Origin of the sequence: Pseudoalteromonas sp. SG41-5, assembly GCF_014164495.1 — a bacterium.
Taxonomy (GTDB): domain Bacteria; phylum Pseudomonadota; class Gammaproteobacteria; order Enterobacterales; family Alteromonadaceae; genus Pseudoalteromonas; species Pseudoalteromonas rhizosphaerae.
The window spans coordinates 62,685-79,346 of sequence record NZ_JACJFH010000001.1; the positions used below are offsets into that span (position 1 = coordinate 62,685).

Below are 16,662 nucleotides of genomic sequence, written 5' to 3' on the forward strand. Positions count from 1 at the left end.
ATTATAACTCCTGTGCAATTGAGGCGGCATCAAGAGCAATGACCCACTCTTCATTTGTTGGCATTACTACTGCTTTTGTTTTTGCATTATTACTGCTGATAACCCCTTGTGTGCCAAATCGGGCTGCAAGGTTGGCTGTACTGTCGCAATCAAGGCCAAGATAGCTCAGTTGTGTTATTACTTTATCACGAATAATATCGGAGTTTTCACCAATACCACCGGTAAAAATTAACGCATCAAGGCGTTGCAATGGCACCATAAATGCGGCTATTTGTTTTGCTAAACGATAACAAAACATCTCCAATGCTAAAATGGCTTTTTCATTTCCTGCAACAGCAGCTTCTTCTATTGTACGACAGTCATTAGAAAGTTCACTGATACCCAGTAAGCCACTTTGTTGGTTTAATAAGTCATCAATTTGTTGTGCATCGTAGTTAAGTTGGGTGGTTAAAAAGTTAAATAAACCCGGATCAATATCTCCGCTGCGGGTGCCCATCATTAAGCCTTCTAGTGGAGTTAAGCCCATGCTGGTATCAACACTTTTGCCATTTTTAATTGCACACACAGAGCAGCCATTACCTAAGTGAGCGCTGATAAAATTACTTTGCTCAATAGGCTGGTTTAAAAGGACTGCTGTTTGACCTGCAACATAATAATGGCTGGTACCATGAAAGCCGTAACGTCTAACACCATAATCAGTATAAAGTTTATAAGGGAGGGCATATAAATAGGCAACATTGCCCATGGTTTGATGAAACGCGGTATCAAACACTGCTACTTGCGGTAGTCCCTTGAATGATGCTTGCGCAGCAGCAATGCCTAATAAATTAGCGTGCCCATGTAATGGCGCAAGCGTAGCGGCTTGAGTGATTCCTTTAATTACATCGTCGTCAATCAGTACCGATTTAGTAAAGTGCTCGCCGCCGTGAACCACGCGATGACCTACTGCAATAAGGTTTTCAGCTAAATGGTGTTCGTTAATAAGGTTAACTAAGGTATCGATTGCTGCACTGTGAGCTTGATTAGGCGCAAGTTCAATCAGTTGTTTTTTGCCAAGGTATTTGTATTTCACAGATGGCGACGATGAGCCTAGGCGTTCAGCAAGACCTGAAATGATTTCTTCAGATGTGGTGGCATCTAAAATAGCGAATTTTAAACTCGAACTTCCACAGTTCAGTACAAGAACATGATGAGGTGATGATTGCGAAGACATAACAGGATCCCATTTTTTGACAATTGCGCATTAAGCTTAGTTGTTATATAACCAAGTACTCGAGCATAGTGATTAAAGTAAAAGAGTCATTGGTCGATAAATTGCTATGGATATCTGTAATGACTATACTAAAGTCTAGTTGACTTAACGTGCGCTTATTTTAACTCATTAATTGTTTTAAGGTAAGTTTAAACCATGATCAAAAACACGTTTTGGACGAAAAAGGTGGAAGGGATTTTACACAGGAATGTTACCGTGAATATGATACACTCATTGCGGTAACATTAATAAATATACCAGCGACACCTAGGAGTCATGATGCAAAAAAGTGTGATGTCACAAGTCCAAACTGGTCGTGAATATGCAAAAAAATGGCCTATGCGTAAAGAATTAGCGCCTCTGTTCACGGAGTTTAGAGTGATCAAAGCCACCGAGCTGGCAATTACAGTAATGCCGATTTTGGCAATGCTCACTTTATTTATGCAAATTAATTATTTAGGCAGCAGTTTTTTACCTCAAGCAGTCGCTATCGCGTTGTTTTTTTTATCTCTACCGCTACAGGGATTGCTGTGGTTAGGCAAGCGTGCAGATACTGTACTTGAGCCTGCGATGGAGCATTGGTATAAAGAGCTTCATACAAAAATGGTAGCCAATGGCTACCAAGGGCATGTCCCTAAAGATAAACCACGTTATGCAGAGTTGGCCCATTTACTCAATGATATGTTTGATAAAATGGACCGCGCGTTTACCCGAGAGAATCTGTAACACGTTTAAATTGACTAACATAAAATGACAGGGTGACGACTTGCTCACCTTGTTGTTCTAGTTGTTGCCAATGTTCAGGACGAAACTTCCAAGCAAAGGGAGTCATAGTGATCAAGTTCTTCACATCTTTAAATGGCAAGCTTATCTGTTGTTCTAATAATGCTTGCTCTATAAGCTCAAACCCTACAGGCGCAGCAATCGGTGTGTGCGCATTGACGTCTCGGTAAATATAGTGCTTGAGTTCTTTTAAATGCCAAGGGCCAGGGCTTGCAACTACCAATGTAGCGTCTGGTTTTGCTAATCGAGCCAATTCAGCATCAAATAATGGGGCAAAAATACTCACTAATACATCTGCTGAGCCATCATTAAATGGAGCTTGGCTGATTGATGCAACGCTAAAATTACAATTACTGTATCGCTTTGCAGCATATTTAACTGCTGATTTTGATATATCGACGCCATAAACGTGTGCAGTACATGCATTGGCAATCGCATGAGTATAAAAACCTTCCCCGCACCCTAAATCAATTACCTGTTGTGGTGCTTGCAGAGCAACTCGCTGTGCAACGGCATGTTGTAAAAACTGGTAGTGCCCAGTGGTTAAAAAAGCACGCCTTGCTTGTACCATGTCAAGATTATCGCCAGGTTGCTTAGAGTTCTTTTGTTGCACAGGTAATAAATTCACATAGCCTTCTTTTGCAGTGTCAAAGCTATGGTTGTTAATACATTTTAGCACTTTGGTATGCAACTCAAGCGATTGTTGGCAGAGCGGGCATTGGTAATCGAGACTCATGGATCTAGGTAATCCTTATCATAAAATGTTTTTACCCAATGTGGGCGATAGGTGATCAATAGGGTAATGGCCATGCCGTTTAACATCGCTTCAGGAAAGCAAATAATGACACATAAATAGAGATAATTTTCACTTAATTCAAACCAATTGTAATTGCCGGTTAAATAATAAAATAAGCTAATGGTGATAATCTTAAAGCAGGCGATGAAAGCGGCGCAAATAAAAGTACATACAAAAATGTAAATGAAAAAATGCCGTGGTAATAGGTTATAACACAGTATAAATACCCCATAACTGACTAAAATGGGTAAGTAAGCGGTTAACAATAAGTGGATAGGTAATTGCGCAATGCTTATTTGATTGAAAGCCGTTAATAGCAGACTTGCTAGGGTGGCGCTCAATAATGCAAAGCGCCAGCCTAAAATAAGCGTTATGGCAGTTACACCTAAAATATGCAGTTCAAGACCGGGTAATATGCCGGCTTTAATTCGCCACAATAAGGCAAATGCTAACGCACAGACAAATAGGCCTGTTTGACGGGCTGGCGTGGTTATTAAATGTTGGTAGTGTGACTTATTGACACTCGACCAAAAAATACAGCCGATAACAAGCCAAGCAATTGCCTGAAGTTCAATGCTTATTATCGGGATTGTCGTTAGCTTATCCATTAGCGTTAACTAAAGGTTGACCATATTGGCGCATGATCTGATGGCTTTTCAATACCACGTAATTCATAGTCAATTCCCGCTTCAATACAACGAGCAGCCAAAGTTGGAGTCGCTAGGATAACGTCAATGCGTAGACCACGATTATCATCAAAGCCTCGAGAGCGATAATCAAACCAAGAGTACTGTTCGCTTGTGTCTGGGTGAAGTTCACGGAAGGTGTCTGTAAAGCCCCAATCTAGCAAGGTTGCAAGCCATTGACGTTCTTCAGGCTGGAATGAACATTTGCCAGTTTTTAACCAACGCTTGCGATTAACCTCACCAATGCCAATATCAAGATCAGTAGGAGAAATATTGATGTCGCCCATGACAATGACATCCTCGTCGTTACTGTGGTGGCTTTGTAAGTGAGTCATTAGATCACGGTAGAACTGTCGCTTATACGGAAATTTTGTTTCATGAGTAATGTTATCGCCTTGTGGAAAATAGCCATTCATTACGGTTAGATCACGGCCATTTTCTTGGCTAACAGTGACGCTGATCATGCGCTTTTGTGATTCATCAGTATCTGTTGCGAATCCTTTAACCACAGACTTAGGTTCAGTTTTGCATAACATAGCTACGCCATAATGTGCTTTTTGACCATGAAAATAAACGTGGTAACCCATATTTTGAACATCTTCAAGTGGGAAAGCTTCATCATGTACTTTTATTTCTTGTAAGCCGATAATATCAGGCTGATGTTTATCTATGATTGCTTGTAATTGGTGCAGACGAGCTCTCAGCCCGTTAATGTTAAATGAAATTACTTTCATGGCTTGACCTTTAATTAGAGTTATCTTTTTGCAGATTATGGCAAATTCTACCATCAATTGGCGTATGGTACATGCGCTTATTTATAATAATAAGCCGCTCAATTGTTGAACAAAGTATGAATTTTGATTAAACATTGTTAACGCTTTTTTAAATAAAAAATTAAATAGATAATTCGGTTGATTTGTAAACTTCGGTCTATATAATGCGCAAAAATTGCTCAAAATATAACTCCACTTAAAGGTAAATCATGAAACTACAATTATTAGCATTATTCGTCGCAGCGACTGCTTTCTCTGAGACTGCCAGTGCAGCACATTATTATAATGCTGATCATAAAATTGAATCTAAATTATGCTCAATCAGTGCTAACGAAGGATTTACTGCAGCACGCAAAGTTGCAGCCCAGCACGGGGTGTATTTATCACGTTATTCAAAAAGTATTTTGTGTAATGGTGATGATATTCGTGATATTGCAAAAAAAGTGGATGATAAAGTTCGCCAAGAAAAAGTAATTGAAGTGTTTGCTAAAAACTCACAGGCAGAAACACAGCTATGTATTACTGCCTTGAAGCAAGGTTTGGCTCCAGTGAAAGAAAAAATAGCAAACTTAAACTCATTGATCTGTAATGGTGAAGTGGTTACTGAGTTTGTGAAACGATATCAAGGTGCGACAATTTGATTAAAAATGTAACGCACTAGCTCGTTTATCTAAAATAGCAGCGCTTTAATCGCTGCTATTTTACATTTTTATAGAATAACTTTTCCAACCTTTGCATTGATCTGGCATAATAGCGCGCTGAATATACCGCAACGTCTTGGTGCCTATGGTGACAAAATCTGCTACGAAAATGGCTACGAAACGAATCAGTGATGAGCAGCTTGTTGAGATCATTGAAGCGGCGATTTTTGTTGCGGGAAAACCAGTCAGTAAACGGCATTTAAAAGACACCGTATTAACTGAGTTAAGTGTGTCTATGACACGTATTAACCTCGCGATTGAACAGATCCAAATTCATTATCAAACCCGTGGTATTCGCTTAGTTGAAGTCGGTACTGGATTTAGATTTCAGGCGTGTGCCAGCTTAGCCCCTTGGTTAAATAACCTTTTGCAAGAACGGGCGCCTAAATATTCCCGTGCACTATTAGAAACTCTTTCGCTTATTGCTTATCGTCAGCCGATAACTCGGGGCGAGATAGAGCAAGTACGTGGAGTGACCGTAGGCTCAACTATTATTAAAAGTCTGCTCGAGCGTGAGTGGATACATGTTGTTGGTCATAAAGAGGTGCCAGGTAGGCCCGCTTTATATGCCACAACCAAACAATTTTTAGATTATTTTTCGTTAACAGGTTTAGATAACTTACCGCCACTGCCAAAACAGCAGCAAAGTAAAATTGACCAGTTATTGAGTGATCCTTCTGTGAGAGAACTATCCGAATGAGTATACAAGGTGAAAAGTTACAAAAAGTCTTAGCAAGAGCGGGCGTAGGTTCGCGACGTGAGATGGAAAAATACATTGATGCAAATCGTGTCAGTGTTAATGGTAAAGTAGCAAAGCTGGGTGATCGTGTTGAAGAAACCGACCAGATCCGTGTTGATGGCCATACGGTAAAAATTGAAGAAAAAGCTGAACGTATCTGTCGCGTTGTTATGTATAACAAACCTGAAGGTGAGTTATGTACACGTAAAGATCCTGAAGGACGTAGAACAGTATTTGACCGCCTGCCGCGCGTTGATGGTGAACGTTGGATTGCTGTTGGTCGTTTAGATATAAATACCGCAGGTTTAATGTTGTTCACCAATGATGGTGAGCTTGCTAACCGCTTAATGCACCCAAGTTACGAAGTAGAGCGTGAATATTCAGCACGTGTATTTGGTGAAGTAACAGCAGAAACTATCAAAAATTTAACCAAAGGGGTTGAGCTTGAAGATGGTATGGCAAAATTTCTTACTATTAAACCACTGGGCGGCGAAGGTATTAACCGCTGGTATAATGTAACGCTGACAGAAGGGCGTAACCGTGAAGTTCGTCGTTTATGGCAGTCTCAAGACGTTGAGGTTTCTCGTCTTATTCGTATTCGTTATGGTAAGTTAGAGCTCGATAAACGTCTACCACAAGGTGGTTGGGCTGAGCTAGATTTAGAGACTGTAAATTACTTACGTAAAACAGTTAAGCTTGGCCGTGAAACGCAAACAAAATTATCTGTTATGCCTGAAAAACGCAAAGATAAACGCGCTAAAATTAATCAAATTCGTAAAGCAGTCAAAAAACATAATAATCGCGTTAAACAAACTAAACGCCGTTAATATCTGCCTTGCATTAAAAAAGCCGCTAATTAGCGGCTTTTTTATGTTTAGTACTTGGTTTATACCAATCGACTTAAATATTTAACCATTCTAGCAGGCTAAATAAAGTGCTAATTGCGTTAGGGATTTTTTATGTAGAGCAATACATGTCAAAATTCCTGCCTTGTTATCACTGTATTTATCTGTCGCTATAAATGGTCAGTAACTTAACACGACTGGTATTATTTTTTTGTTTGCGCGTCTAATGATTGACCATTGACGTCTTTTGAATCATCACTCATTAAGTATAAATAAGTTGGCATTAAGTCTTCAGGGCAGGCTAGTTTATCGCGATCTTCGCCTGGATAGACACTGGCACGCATAGCTGTGTGGGTGGCGCCGGGATTAATACAATTTATCCGGATATTCGTTTTACCTACTTCACATGCCCATGTTTGCATCATTCCTTCAACTGCAAATTTTGAAATGGCATACGCGCCCCAAAACTCACGGCCTTGGCGACCAACCCCAGAAGAGGTGAAAATAATTGAAGCACTTGGAGATTTACGTAAAACTGGAAACATATATTTTGTGATCATCGCTTGAGCGGTAACATTCACTTTCATGATGTTATCAAACGTTGATGAACAAAAATGCTCAAGTGGACCCAGTGAGCCAATTATTCCTGCATTATTGAGCAAGCCATCTAGTTTACCAAATTGCTGTTCAATGGTAGCGCCTAAATCACGAAAGTTTTGTTTGCTTGCACCTTTTAAATCCATCGGTACAATCGCAGGTTTTGGCCCGCCAACGGCAATGATTTCATCGTATACCGCTTCCAGTTTGCTGGTGGTTTTACCCAATAATATAACCGTTGCGCCATGTTTGGCATAAGTTATTGCAGCCACTCGGCCAATGCCGTCACCTGCACCAGTTACTAAGATCACTTTGTCTTGTAGGGCATTATCAGCCGCTTTATAGGTTTGCATAATAAAGGTCCAAAAAATCAATTTGATTGATTTTAACATAGCAAAACACCAAGTTATCGAATTTATTGCAAAATAAGGTGGCGAAATTTGAAACTTTACGTTAACTTTAACTGGTCTAATGTCTTATTAATAACCTAATTACATTATTTTAACTAAATATTACGCGAAAACTTAAAAGAATTAGTAACAAAATTAGCTACACTTATTTATCAACACACATAAAAAAAAGATTACGTGCGGAGCAAACAATATGAAAAAAATGCTACTCTCACTTGCAATTACAGCTGCTCTAGCTGGTTGCGGCGGCGGTGAAACGTTAGAAGATGTTAAAAATGATACACCACCAGTTATTCCATCAGCTACAGTGAAGTTTGATCCCGCAAATGGGGTTATTTCAGTACCAAATGATTTATTAATGAGTGGTACAAAAGATGGCACTATAAATATTCCCGGTGAGTTGAGTGCTAATGGTGCATCAGTGCCAAGAAGCGCCTATGCTAACCCGTCACTGGCACTAGGTGCACTTGATGGCTGGTCTAGCCAAGTTCCCTATAAAGTAGATCTTACCTTTCCTGCGAATGTGAGCCTTGATGAAAGTTCGGCTGGTGCGCCGGGAGCTGTGCGTATTTTTGAAGTTGTTATGGGCGCTAGTTTAACAGATGCAGATTGCGCAGCGGTACCCGCTGGAGCAGGATGTAAATTATTAGGTGAATTAACCTTTGGCGTTGATTTCATCACTAAAGCAAGTGGCAATGCGGTTGCTATTATTCCATTAAAACCGTTTAAAGCTGGCAGCTCGTATATTAATGTGCTGACGACTGAGCTTAAAGACTCATTAGGGCGTTCAATCCAGCCATCTTCAACCTACGGATTAGTAAAACAGGAAGCCCCATTAGTAACTGAATCGCAACTCGCGCTGCAGGGCGTGGTAAATAGCTATGAAAATGTACTTATTTCAGGCGGCACGATCACTAAAGATGAGATTATATATTCAGCAGCGATGACCATTCAATCTGTAGGTCCAGTGCTTGGTACTATTAAAAAATTGCTAGCAGCGAGCTTACAAAATCCAGCTTTGCCAAAACCACAGGTACAAATACCAGAGCAGGATATGCTGACAGTAGCTGAAGTGCTTCTTAGTGATCCTGACATAACTAATGTGTCACCAGCATTTAATGGGGTGCAGTACCAAAGAGGCAGTGTGACACTGGCTATGTATTTATCTCAACCAGAAGGGAAAGAAATTTCAAAGTTGGCTGATACATACTGGCAAGGCATGTGTTCAAGCCCTGTTGCCGTACTTAATCAGCAAGCAGCGGATCAAGCACTGCGCGACGCAGGAAAAGAAGATGAAATTGATCCAACAATGTTTGGTATTGGTCCATATGAGCAGCTCTGCCAAGGTTTAAGTGAAGGAAAGCTACACGATTACCCAAAAATTGACATTACTCGTCACTTAACGAAATATAACCCGCTCCCTAAAATGCAAAGCCTGCAAGAAGTGCCTGTACAGATAACAAAACCTATTCTGCCTGTGATAAACGCTATCAGGACACAAACTGGTATGCCGGCACTTGAAATGCCAGCGGGTGGTTGGCCTGTTGTTATTATGCAACATGGCATTACTTCAAAAAAAGAGCACATGCTGGCGTTAACGGCTAGTTTAGCGATTCAAGGTTTTGCAACGGTTGCCATAGATCACCCTGTGCATGGTGAGCGTGGCATTGACGTGGATGACGATGGTAAAGACGACTTTAATGCGACTAAAGGGGAGGGATCTGTACTTGCGTACATGAACTTGCAATCATTACTCGTTGCGCGTGACAATTTAAGGCAGTCTGCGGCTGATTTACTAGCATTGCGTCTAGGCCTCAATTTTGTTGATGATACATCACTCAACACCTCTGACGTAGTGTTTATCGGCCATTCACTTGGCTCAGTAGTTGCTCCTGCTTTTGTTGCTCAAGCAAATGCACCTTTTGATAGCCAAGTTGATGGCTTGTTTAAAATCAATAGTGTCGCACTCGCTAGCGGTGGTGGTGGGATAGCTAGCTTTTTATTAGAATCGGCGAGTTTTGGCCCATTTGTGCAAGGCTCTGTATTGCTATCAGCTGGGACGTCTGAATCAGCTGAGTTTCAAACTTATAGAGAGGGTCCTGCTGTATCAAACTGTGGTGAAGCAGCGCCAACGAACGAGAGTATTTCATGTGGTTATGGCGAATATTACACTTCGTTAAATGCAGCTGGTGAAATGACTAAGCTTGCTAAGATTCAAGGTATTTTGAGTCAGTTCTCATTTGCAGCACAGACGGCTCTTGATAGCGGCGATCCAACAAACTATGCATCAGCTATAAAAGCGCTTGGCACACCTGTTTATATGAATGTGGTTGTAGGTGATGGTGAAGCTAATGGCAATAAACCAGATCAAGTGATCCCACCAATGACTGCAAATAACCCAATTGCAGGCTCACTGCCTCTTGCTAACTTAATGGGCTTAACGACAGTAACCCAGACGCAAACGCCTACTGAGGATGGTATGAGCTATTTAGTTAAATTTACCAAAGGGCATCACAGCTCAGTGCTTAGCCCAGATCCTGATGCAGGTGCAACGGCTGAAGAAAGCGCAGCCACGACAACTGAAATGCAATTACAGATTGCGACTTATTTGGTCACCCGAGGGAGAGCGTTATCTATTCAAAATACTGAGATTGTCACTGACTAACTTTCTAGAGTATTAAAATAAATGAAAAGCCACTGAAAAGTGGCTTTTTTTTGTTTCAATGGTAAATTAGACGAAATTTTTGTTTGGAGAATACGATTGGAATTTCTATATGAGTACGGGCTGTTTCTAGCTAAAACGGCGACGTTTGTGATTGCCGTTGCAGCAGTAATATTAATTAGTGTCGCTGCAGCGATAAAGCCTAAAAGTAAAAAAGGTGAGATTGAGATTGATGATATTTCTGAGCAGTTAGATGATTTGAAAAATGATTTTATTGCAAGCACCTTATCTAAAAAAGCATTAAAAGCGCACCATAAAGCCCAAAAGAATGATGCTAAAAAAAGCACTGATGAACAGTCGAAACCACGATTATATGTACTTGATTTTAATGGTAGTATGGATGCCCATGAAGTCGATAGTTTACGTGAAGAAATTACCGCAATTGTTGCAATTGCCGATCCTAAGCAAGACAAAGTGTTGGTTAGGCTAGAAAGTGGTGGCGGGGTGGTTCATGGCTATGGACTTGCTGCTTCCCAGCTACAACGCATTAAAAATAGAGGTATTCACCTTACGGTTGCGATTGATAAAGTTGCTGCCAGTGGTGGTTACATGATGGCCTGTGTCGCTGATGAAATTGTTGCCGCACCGTTTGCTATCGTTGGCTCTATTGGTGTGATAGCACAAATTCCAAATTTTAATAAAATTCTGAAGAAAAACGATGTTGATTTTGAACAAATCACTGCGGGTGAGTTTAAACGTACCTTAACTTTATTTGGTGAAAATACAGATAAAGCACGGGAGAAGTTTAAAGAAGAAATAGAGCAAACTCATGACTTATTCAAACAGTTTGTTAGCAGTCAACGGCCAAGTTTAGATATTAACTTAGTGGCAACAGGTGAGCACTGGTTTGCGACTCAAGCGCTTGAAAAAGGTCTAGTCGATACTATAGAAACCAGTGATGACACATTACTTAAGTATCAAGATGAGCGACAAATATATAAAATTAAATATAAAGTTAAAAAGAGCTTAAGCGACAAGCTTGCTATCGGGTTGAGTAACACTGTTAACAAAACCGGTATATCATTATTGTCTCGTTTAAAAGGGCTAAACCCATAAAGGTTTCCGTTATTAAATGATAAAAAAACCCGCAAATTTGCGGGTTTTTTCATTTATACACGGACAACTTTAGTCAGTTGATTTGTGATAATCCTCTAAGTCTTTGGCTGCATTTGGGTCGTTAAATACTGCCTCATCTAGTTCACCTTCAGATTTAGCAACCACACATGTCACCATACAATCGCCTGTGACATTGACCGCCGTACGAGTCATATCAAGTAACCTATCAACGCCAATAATGATGGCAATGCCCTCAACAGGTAAACCAACTTGATTCAGGACCATGGCAAGCATGATCAAGCCTACGCCAGGAACACCAGCGGTGCCTACAGACGCTAAAGTGGCGGTTAAAATTACCATTAAGTAATCTGAAATTGTTAGATCAACACTGAAGACTTGTGCAATAAATACCGTAGCCACACCTTGCATGATTGCTGTACCGTCCATGTTAATAGTGGCACCGAGTGGAATTGTAAATGACGCAACTGAATTTTTTGCCCCTAATTTTTTAGTGGCTGTTTCAAGTGTAATAGGCATTGTTGCACTTGAACTTGAAGTGCTAAATGCAAATAAACAGGCATGCTTCATTTTTTTCAAAAAGATAATCGGGTTTAATCCAGTTAAAAATTTCAGTAATAAACTGTAATTAATAAATGCATGGAAAAATAATGCAGCCACCACAACACCAAAATATTTAGCTAAGCTGACTATCAAGTTCAACTCGATAGTAGTGAATAGCTTCGCCATTAAGCAGAACACCCCATAAGGAGCCACATTCATTAATAAGGTAACTAACTTTAAGATCACGGTGTTTAAATCTTCAAAAACAACCGCTACTCGTTTACCAGCACTGCCGCCAAGAGCCATTGCAATACCAAATAGCAATGCGAATACAATTACTTGTAACATATTGCCGCTTGCCATGGCATCAATTGGATTGGTTGGGAACATGCCAATGATTACTTGTGCAAGAGTTGGTGCTTCTTTTGCGCTATAAGTCGCTTCAGAAGGTAAGTTAATCCCTTCCCCTGGATTAACTAATAATGCCAAGGTAATCGCAACCGTAATTGCAATTGCGGTAGTAATAAGATAAAGAGCGATTGATTTACCGCCTAAACGGCCTAATTTTTTCGGGTCACTTAAGCTACATGTACCACAAACAAGTGATACAAATACCAGCGGTACAACTAACATTTTCAAACTGGCGATAAATATTTGTCCACCAATATGAAATAAACCATCAACAAAAAAGCTCTTAATTGGCAAAGAGAATAATCCAAGTGGGATTAGAAAATCGTCTTCGCCAGCTAATATTGCTTGGAAAATGAAGCCTACAGCAACCCCCAGAAACATACCTATCATGATACGGGTGGTTAAACTCATTGAACGGATTTTTGACATAGTAACAATCTATTTTTTATAAATTTGCCATAGCCTACCAGCATGCAGATTTTTATACAGAAAAAATCGCTAAATATGAAAAAAAATATTGTTGAAAAAAACCATAAAAAAGTAATAAAAGTTGTGATTTTAAAGCTTGATATAGGTTAATATTGGGTAAATTTTATATTTAAATAATTAATTACAAACGCTAGGGAGAGGGCAATGCCTTTAATGCGATGGCTCAGTGTCATACTGTTGAGTTTTTTTATCACCGCGTGTGGTGGCGGTGGAACACTTGAAAAGGACGGTGGAACAATTGATGATGGTACTACTGCTGATCCCATTTATACCTTATCTGTTCAGGGTTACGTAAAAGCAAGCGATGAAACTATTAATGCAGTAACCGAAGCTGATCCGATAGATATAAAGATAACTCTATTAAAAAATAATGAGCCGGCAAGTGGGCAAAGAATCACTTTTACCTTGGCTGATAATATAGGTGCTGTAAATTTAAATTCTGCACTTACCAATAGCGAAGGGATAGCCACTGTTGAGCTTTCAGCTGGACTACAAGCAGGCGCTGGTGAGATAACGGCGACTTACACCGGCAATGACATCAATGTTAATAGCAGTTTTGCTTTTACATCTACGGGTGGGCAAGGAGAAAGTAACCAAGGTGCATTTACACTTAGTTTGAAAGGACTATCTCAATTAACTGCAGAGCCTACTAATACAGTTACTACTTTGAATAGTCTGGATTTACAAGCAACATTAAAGCAACAAGGAGAGCCTTTATCGAATGTTAGAATCACTTTTAATCTAGCTGACAATATAGGTGAAATAACGCCTTCTTCTGGAACGGCTTTAACTAACAACCTTGGTATAGCAACGGTTGAATTATCCGCTGGTGATGTCATCGGAGCTGGAGAAGCAACAGCAACGTATACTCATAATGGGGAAACAATAACTTCACAACCATTTAGCTTTGAGACCCTCATAGACGCAAGTGCCTCAGCAGATTTGGTTGTTACTTTACTTTCATCAGATAACACCGCAACACGAAACGTTACTTTTTCAGAACCATCAGTAGCTCAAGCTAAATTGCTATTAAATCAACAGCCGGCGGCCTTTAAGCTAATACAGTTTAATGTGTCAGGTTTTGGTATTCTAAACCCTTCAAATGGTACCGCTATGACCAACAGCGAAGGTATTGCTAAACTTGATTTACTTACAGGTTCTGAAGCGGGAGCAGGTAACATTTCTGCTAGTTATCTTTCTGAGTCGCAGCAAGTTATTAATTCGAATGCTTATACTTATACTGCTGCGGGTGATGCTCCAGTTCAAGGCGTGTCAGAAGACTTTAATGTCAATTTAAGCCTTACTTCATCTGTAAACTTATCTGACACGAATGAAATTAATGCACAGCAGAGCGGTATTATCAAAGCAAGAGTTACAGACTCAAATGGTGACCCCGTAGTCAATAGAGTGGTGAGTTTTACCTCGACGCTTGGTAGTTTACTGCCAAGCTCGGGCACTGCACTTACAAATCAAGATGGTGTCGCTACGCTCAATATCACGACAGGAACTATTGAAGGGGCGGGGCTTATAACAGCCCAATATGAAGCTGTAGAGTCTTCCATTGGCTTTTATACTCGGGGGGATGCGATAGACCCAAATCAAAATAATGCTGATATCGCTTTTAAAATTTTGATTAATTGCCAATCTGATTTTAGAACGACGCGAGACCCTAACTTATGCGAGGAAACAACGAGCATATCGGGCGAAGATGCAGCAATCGTGTTTATTGAATTAACAAAGCAAGGATCAACAACGCCATTAGCACAAACTCTTGTAACTGCAACGACGACTATTGGCGCTATTTCACCAAGCACTGGTACTGCTATATCAAATGAGAATGGTATCGCACTATTGGACCTTGTGCCTGGAAGGGATGTAGGTGCAGGCGAGATAACAGTTACTGTTCTTCAAAGCTCTATAAAAAAAGCATTTCAAATATCAGCAGTAGATGTTGATGTTAGTATCAATAGTTCTTTGGCAGAATCAGAAGTTTTATCAGCAGGTTCAACCGCTTTAATCTCAGTAAACCTGAGCAAAAATGGAGAAACCTTCGTTTCTCCATTATCTGTTGAGTTTACATCAGGTTGTGTTGATGCAGGCCTAGCTGTTATAGATGCCAGTGTGACTAGTATCGGTGGTGTTGCGCGTTCAACATATAGAGCACAAGGTTGTGTTGGCGCTGACTTAATAACAGCAACAGTTATTACTGGTGGTAATACTGTTTCTGCTTCTACGGTAGTGAACGTCTCTGCTGCAAATGTTGGCTCTTTAGAGTTTTTAGATGTATCTGAACCAGTTATTGCGCTTAAAGGTACCGGCGGCGCAAACAGAAAAGAAACCTCTGTTGTTCGCTTTAGGTTAATTGACGAAAATGGCAATGTACTCCCAGCTCGAACTGTAAACTTTAAGTTAGCAACGGAAGTCGGTGGATTGAAGTTAGGTCAGTTATCAGGTTTCACTGATGCTGATGGTGTAGTACAAACTGTTGTGCAGTCAGGAGTAGTGCCAACGCCAGTCAAAGTGATAGCTTCCAGTGAGCAAAACGTTGATGGTGAGAATGTAATTGTAACAGCACCATCTGATGTTTTGGTGGTCAGCACTGGTATTGCTGACCAAAATAGTTTTTCACTATCTCGTTCGCAATTTAATGTGCATGGTTTAAATGTTGATGGCACTGAAGTCGATGTTAATGTTCGCTTAGCTGACCATTTTAACAATCCAGTGCCCGATGGAACTGCGGTTAGTTTTATTACCGAAGGTGGGGTTATTGAGCCCAGTTGTACTACATCTAACGGGGGATGTTCAGTTAAGTGGCGTAGTAGCAACCCACGGCCGTTTGCTGAGTTTATAGTTGAGGGCGGAATTACTCGCAGCTTTTACGGAAATACTATCGCAGATAAATGCGATAGTGGACTACCATGTCCGCTTGGTATTAAAAATAATGATAATACAGCGTTTGACTTACCTTTAGGCGGGAGAGCAACGGTACTCGCTTATGCTATAGGTGAAGAAACATTTTCTGATTTAAATGGCAATGGTTATTTTGATGAAGAAGACTTCTTTGATGATCTTTTTGATAAGCCAGAAGCCTTTATTGATAATAATGAAGATGGAACATTTGGTGGGAAAAATTGTGAAACCGCAGCTGAACTGTGCTCTGCGGCTAATTCTGCAGGGGATGAATTTGAGGAATTTATAGATTTTGATGGCAATGCCCAGTGGACTCAACAAAATGGTTTATACAATGGCTTATTGTGTCGCCCAGAAGATGATGCAGCAGGTATATGTACACGAGAAATGATAAATGTATTTCAAAATCAAGAGATCGTAATGTCGAGTGATAACGCTCACTTTAGATTGGTAACATATGCCGACGAATGTACTGATATACAAGGCGTAACTGCTACAGAAGTACATGTTAATAGTGACATAAATAGTAACTTAGTACGTAAGGTACAAAATGATTTAACTAGCCAAAAAATGTGTCAAATAACTGAAGTGGATTTAACGTCAGCTACCGGCCAAGAGAGTATTAATTTGACCGTGTTTATTGCTGATATATTTAATAATCCATTGCCTGTAGGTACAGGAGTAACGATATTAACAGATAATGGTGTACTCAGTGGCGAGCCAGAAAATTATGCCTTCCCGAATACAACGAGTCGAGTTCCGGTTAGCTTATCATTTGCGCTTGGTCGTGAGCCTGCAGATAATCGCAATGATATCACAAGTGGCTTTTTAGAAATTAAAACAACAGCACCATCAGGATTAGTTTCATCTTTATCAGTATCAGTTAGAGATGATCCAAAAGTACCTTAAGATTGTTTAGTTTTAAAAAATG

The 16,662-nt window shown here is 40.2% G+C and carries 13 protein-coding genes; 7 read left to right on the top strand and 6 right to left on the bottom strand.

All coding sequences use genetic code 11. From position 1 onward, the window contains the following. Window position 1: 1 nt before the first annotated feature. Window positions 2-1,213 carry an acetate kinase gene (locus tag H5232_RS00320; RefSeq protein WP_182830438.1) on the bottom strand — a complete coding sequence of 404 codons (1,212 nt, stop codon included), beginning with the start codon at window positions 1,211-1,213 and terminating at the stop codon, window positions 2-4. 318 nt (window positions 1,214-1,531) lie between these two features. Between H5232_RS00320 and yfbV the strand changes: the two genes are divergently transcribed. Next, window positions 1,532-1,978 (top strand): terminus macrodomain insulation protein YfbV, encoded by a 447-nt coding sequence (gene yfbV / locus H5232_RS00325; protein ID WP_145234096.1) that lies wholly within the window; start codon window positions 1,532-1,534, stop codon window positions 1,976-1,978. Here yfbV and rlmA read toward each other — a convergent pair. The 3 genes from rlmA to xthA are packed head-to-tail and all read right to left on the bottom strand — an operon-like array spanning window position 1,959 to window position 4,251. Further along, a complete protein-coding gene (gene rlmA / locus H5232_RS00330) occupies window positions 1,959-2,771 on the bottom strand; it encodes a 23S rRNA (guanine(745)-N(1))-methyltransferase (protein WP_182794440.1) in 813 nt (270 codons plus the stop codon). The two genes, yfbV and rlmA, sit on opposite strands and share 20 nt — an antisense overlap. Beyond that, on the bottom strand, window positions 2,768-3,415 hold the full coding sequence (locus H5232_RS00335) for an energy-coupling factor ABC transporter permease (protein ID WP_182730992.1): 648 nt from the start codon (window positions 3,413-3,415) through the stop codon (window positions 2,768-2,770). The genes rlmA and H5232_RS00335 overlap by 4 nt, the downstream gene beginning before the upstream one ends. A 29-nt stretch (window positions 3,416-3,444) precedes the next feature. Continuing rightward, window positions 3,445-4,251, bottom strand: a complete 807-nt coding sequence (gene xthA / locus H5232_RS00340) for an exodeoxyribonuclease III (RefSeq protein WP_182734793.1) — start codon at window positions 4,249-4,251, stop codon at window positions 3,445-3,447. A 248-nt stretch (window positions 4,252-4,499) separates the two neighbouring features. On the opposite strand from xthA, the gene H5232_RS00345 reads away from it, so the two are divergent. From H5232_RS00345 to rluB, 3 genes are all read left to right on the top strand, one after another. Then, window positions 4,500-4,931 (top strand): exonuclease III, encoded by a 432-nt coding sequence (locus tag H5232_RS00345; protein ID WP_145233745.1) that lies wholly within the window; start codon window positions 4,500-4,502, stop codon window positions 4,929-4,931. Window positions 4,932-5,100: 169 nt separating this feature from the next. Then, window positions 5,101-5,691: an SMC-Scp complex subunit ScpB gene (scpB, locus tag H5232_RS00350; RefSeq protein WP_182830439.1), complete on the top strand. Its 591-nt coding sequence runs from the start codon at window positions 5,101-5,103 to the stop codon at window positions 5,689-5,691. After that, window positions 5,688-6,557: a 23S rRNA pseudouridine(2605) synthase RluB gene (gene rluB, locus H5232_RS00355; protein ID WP_145233749.1), complete on the top strand. Its 870-nt coding sequence runs from the start codon at window positions 5,688-5,690 to the stop codon at window positions 6,555-6,557. Before scpB ends, rluB begins: the two co-directional genes overlap by 4 nt. A 221-nt stretch (window positions 6,558-6,778) precedes the next feature. Here the strand turns inward: rluB and H5232_RS00360 are convergent, their stop codons facing one another. Next, on the bottom strand, window positions 6,779-7,525 hold the full coding sequence (locus tag H5232_RS00360; RefSeq protein WP_182734863.1) for a YciK family oxidoreductase: 747 nt from the start codon (window positions 7,523-7,525) through the stop codon (window positions 6,779-6,781). A 250-nt stretch (window positions 7,526-7,775) separates the two neighbouring features. Between H5232_RS00360 and H5232_RS00365 the strand changes: the two genes are divergently transcribed. Together H5232_RS00365 and sohB are read left to right on the top strand one after the other, a co-directional pair. Then, window positions 7,776-10,247, top strand: coding sequence for a VolA/Pla-1 family phospholipase (locus tag H5232_RS00365; RefSeq protein ID WP_182794441.1), 2,472 nt, complete (start codon window positions 7,776-7,778; stop codon window positions 10,245-10,247). A gap of 96 nt (window positions 10,248-10,343) precedes the next feature. After that, complete coding sequence (gene sohB / locus H5232_RS00370) at window positions 10,344-11,360, top strand: protease SohB (RefSeq protein WP_182761305.1); 1,017 nt, start codon at window positions 10,344-10,346, stop codon at window positions 11,358-11,360. Between the two features lie 69 nt (window positions 11,361-11,429). Here the strand turns inward: sohB and H5232_RS00375 are convergent, their stop codons facing one another. Further along, window positions 11,430-12,761, bottom strand: a complete 1,332-nt coding sequence (locus tag H5232_RS00375) for a dicarboxylate/amino acid:cation symporter (RefSeq protein WP_182739241.1) — start codon at window positions 12,759-12,761, stop codon at window positions 11,430-11,432. A gap of 204 nt (window positions 12,762-12,965) precedes the next feature. Between H5232_RS00375 and H5232_RS00380 the strand changes: the two genes are divergently transcribed. After that, the gene (locus tag H5232_RS00380; protein ID WP_182767452.1) at window positions 12,966-16,640 is read left to right on the top strand and encodes an Ig-like domain-containing protein; all 3,675 of its coding nucleotides are present in this window, start codon (window positions 12,966-12,968) and stop codon (window positions 16,638-16,640) included. Window positions 16,641-16,662: the final 22 nt, after the last annotated feature.

What these genes read in the sequence shown, in the direction of transcription:
- H5232_RS00320 (WP_182830438.1), bottom strand. Translation starts at nt 1,213, where the DNA reads ATGTCTTCGCAATCATCACCTCATCATGTTCTTGTACTGAACTGTGGA.
- yfbV (WP_145234096.1), top strand. Translation starts at nt 1,532, where the DNA reads ATGCAAAAAAGTGTGATGTCACAAGTCCAAACTGGTCGTGAATATGCA.
- rlmA (WP_182794440.1), bottom strand. Translation starts at nt 2,771, where the DNA reads ATGAGTCTCGATTACCAATGCCCGCTCTGCCAACAATCGCTTGAGTTG.
- xthA (WP_182734793.1), bottom strand. Translation starts at nt 4,251, where the DNA reads ATGAAAGTAATTTCATTTAACATTAACGGGCTGAGAGCTCGTCTGCAC.
- H5232_RS00345 (WP_145233745.1), top strand. Translation starts at nt 4,500, where the DNA reads ATGAAACTACAATTATTAGCATTATTCGTCGCAGCGACTGCTTTCTCT.
- scpB (WP_182830439.1), top strand. Translation starts at nt 5,101, where the DNA reads ATGGCTACGAAACGAATCAGTGATGAGCAGCTTGTTGAGATCATTGAA.
- rluB (WP_145233749.1), top strand. Translation starts at nt 5,688, where the DNA reads ATGAGTATACAAGGTGAAAAGTTACAAAAAGTCTTAGCAAGAGCGGGC.
- H5232_RS00360 (WP_182734863.1), bottom strand. Translation starts at nt 7,525, where the DNA reads ATGCAAACCTATAAAGCGGCTGATAATGCCCTACAAGACAAAGTGATC.
- H5232_RS00365 (WP_182794441.1), top strand. Translation starts at nt 7,776, where the DNA reads ATGAAAAAAATGCTACTCTCACTTGCAATTACAGCTGCTCTAGCTGGT.
- H5232_RS00375 (WP_182739241.1), bottom strand. Translation starts at nt 12,761, where the DNA reads ATGTCAAAAATCCGTTCAATGAGTTTAACCACCCGTATCATGATAGGT.
- H5232_RS00380 (WP_182767452.1), top strand. Translation starts at nt 12,966, where the DNA reads ATGCCTTTAATGCGATGGCTCAGTGTCATACTGTTGAGTTTTTTTATC.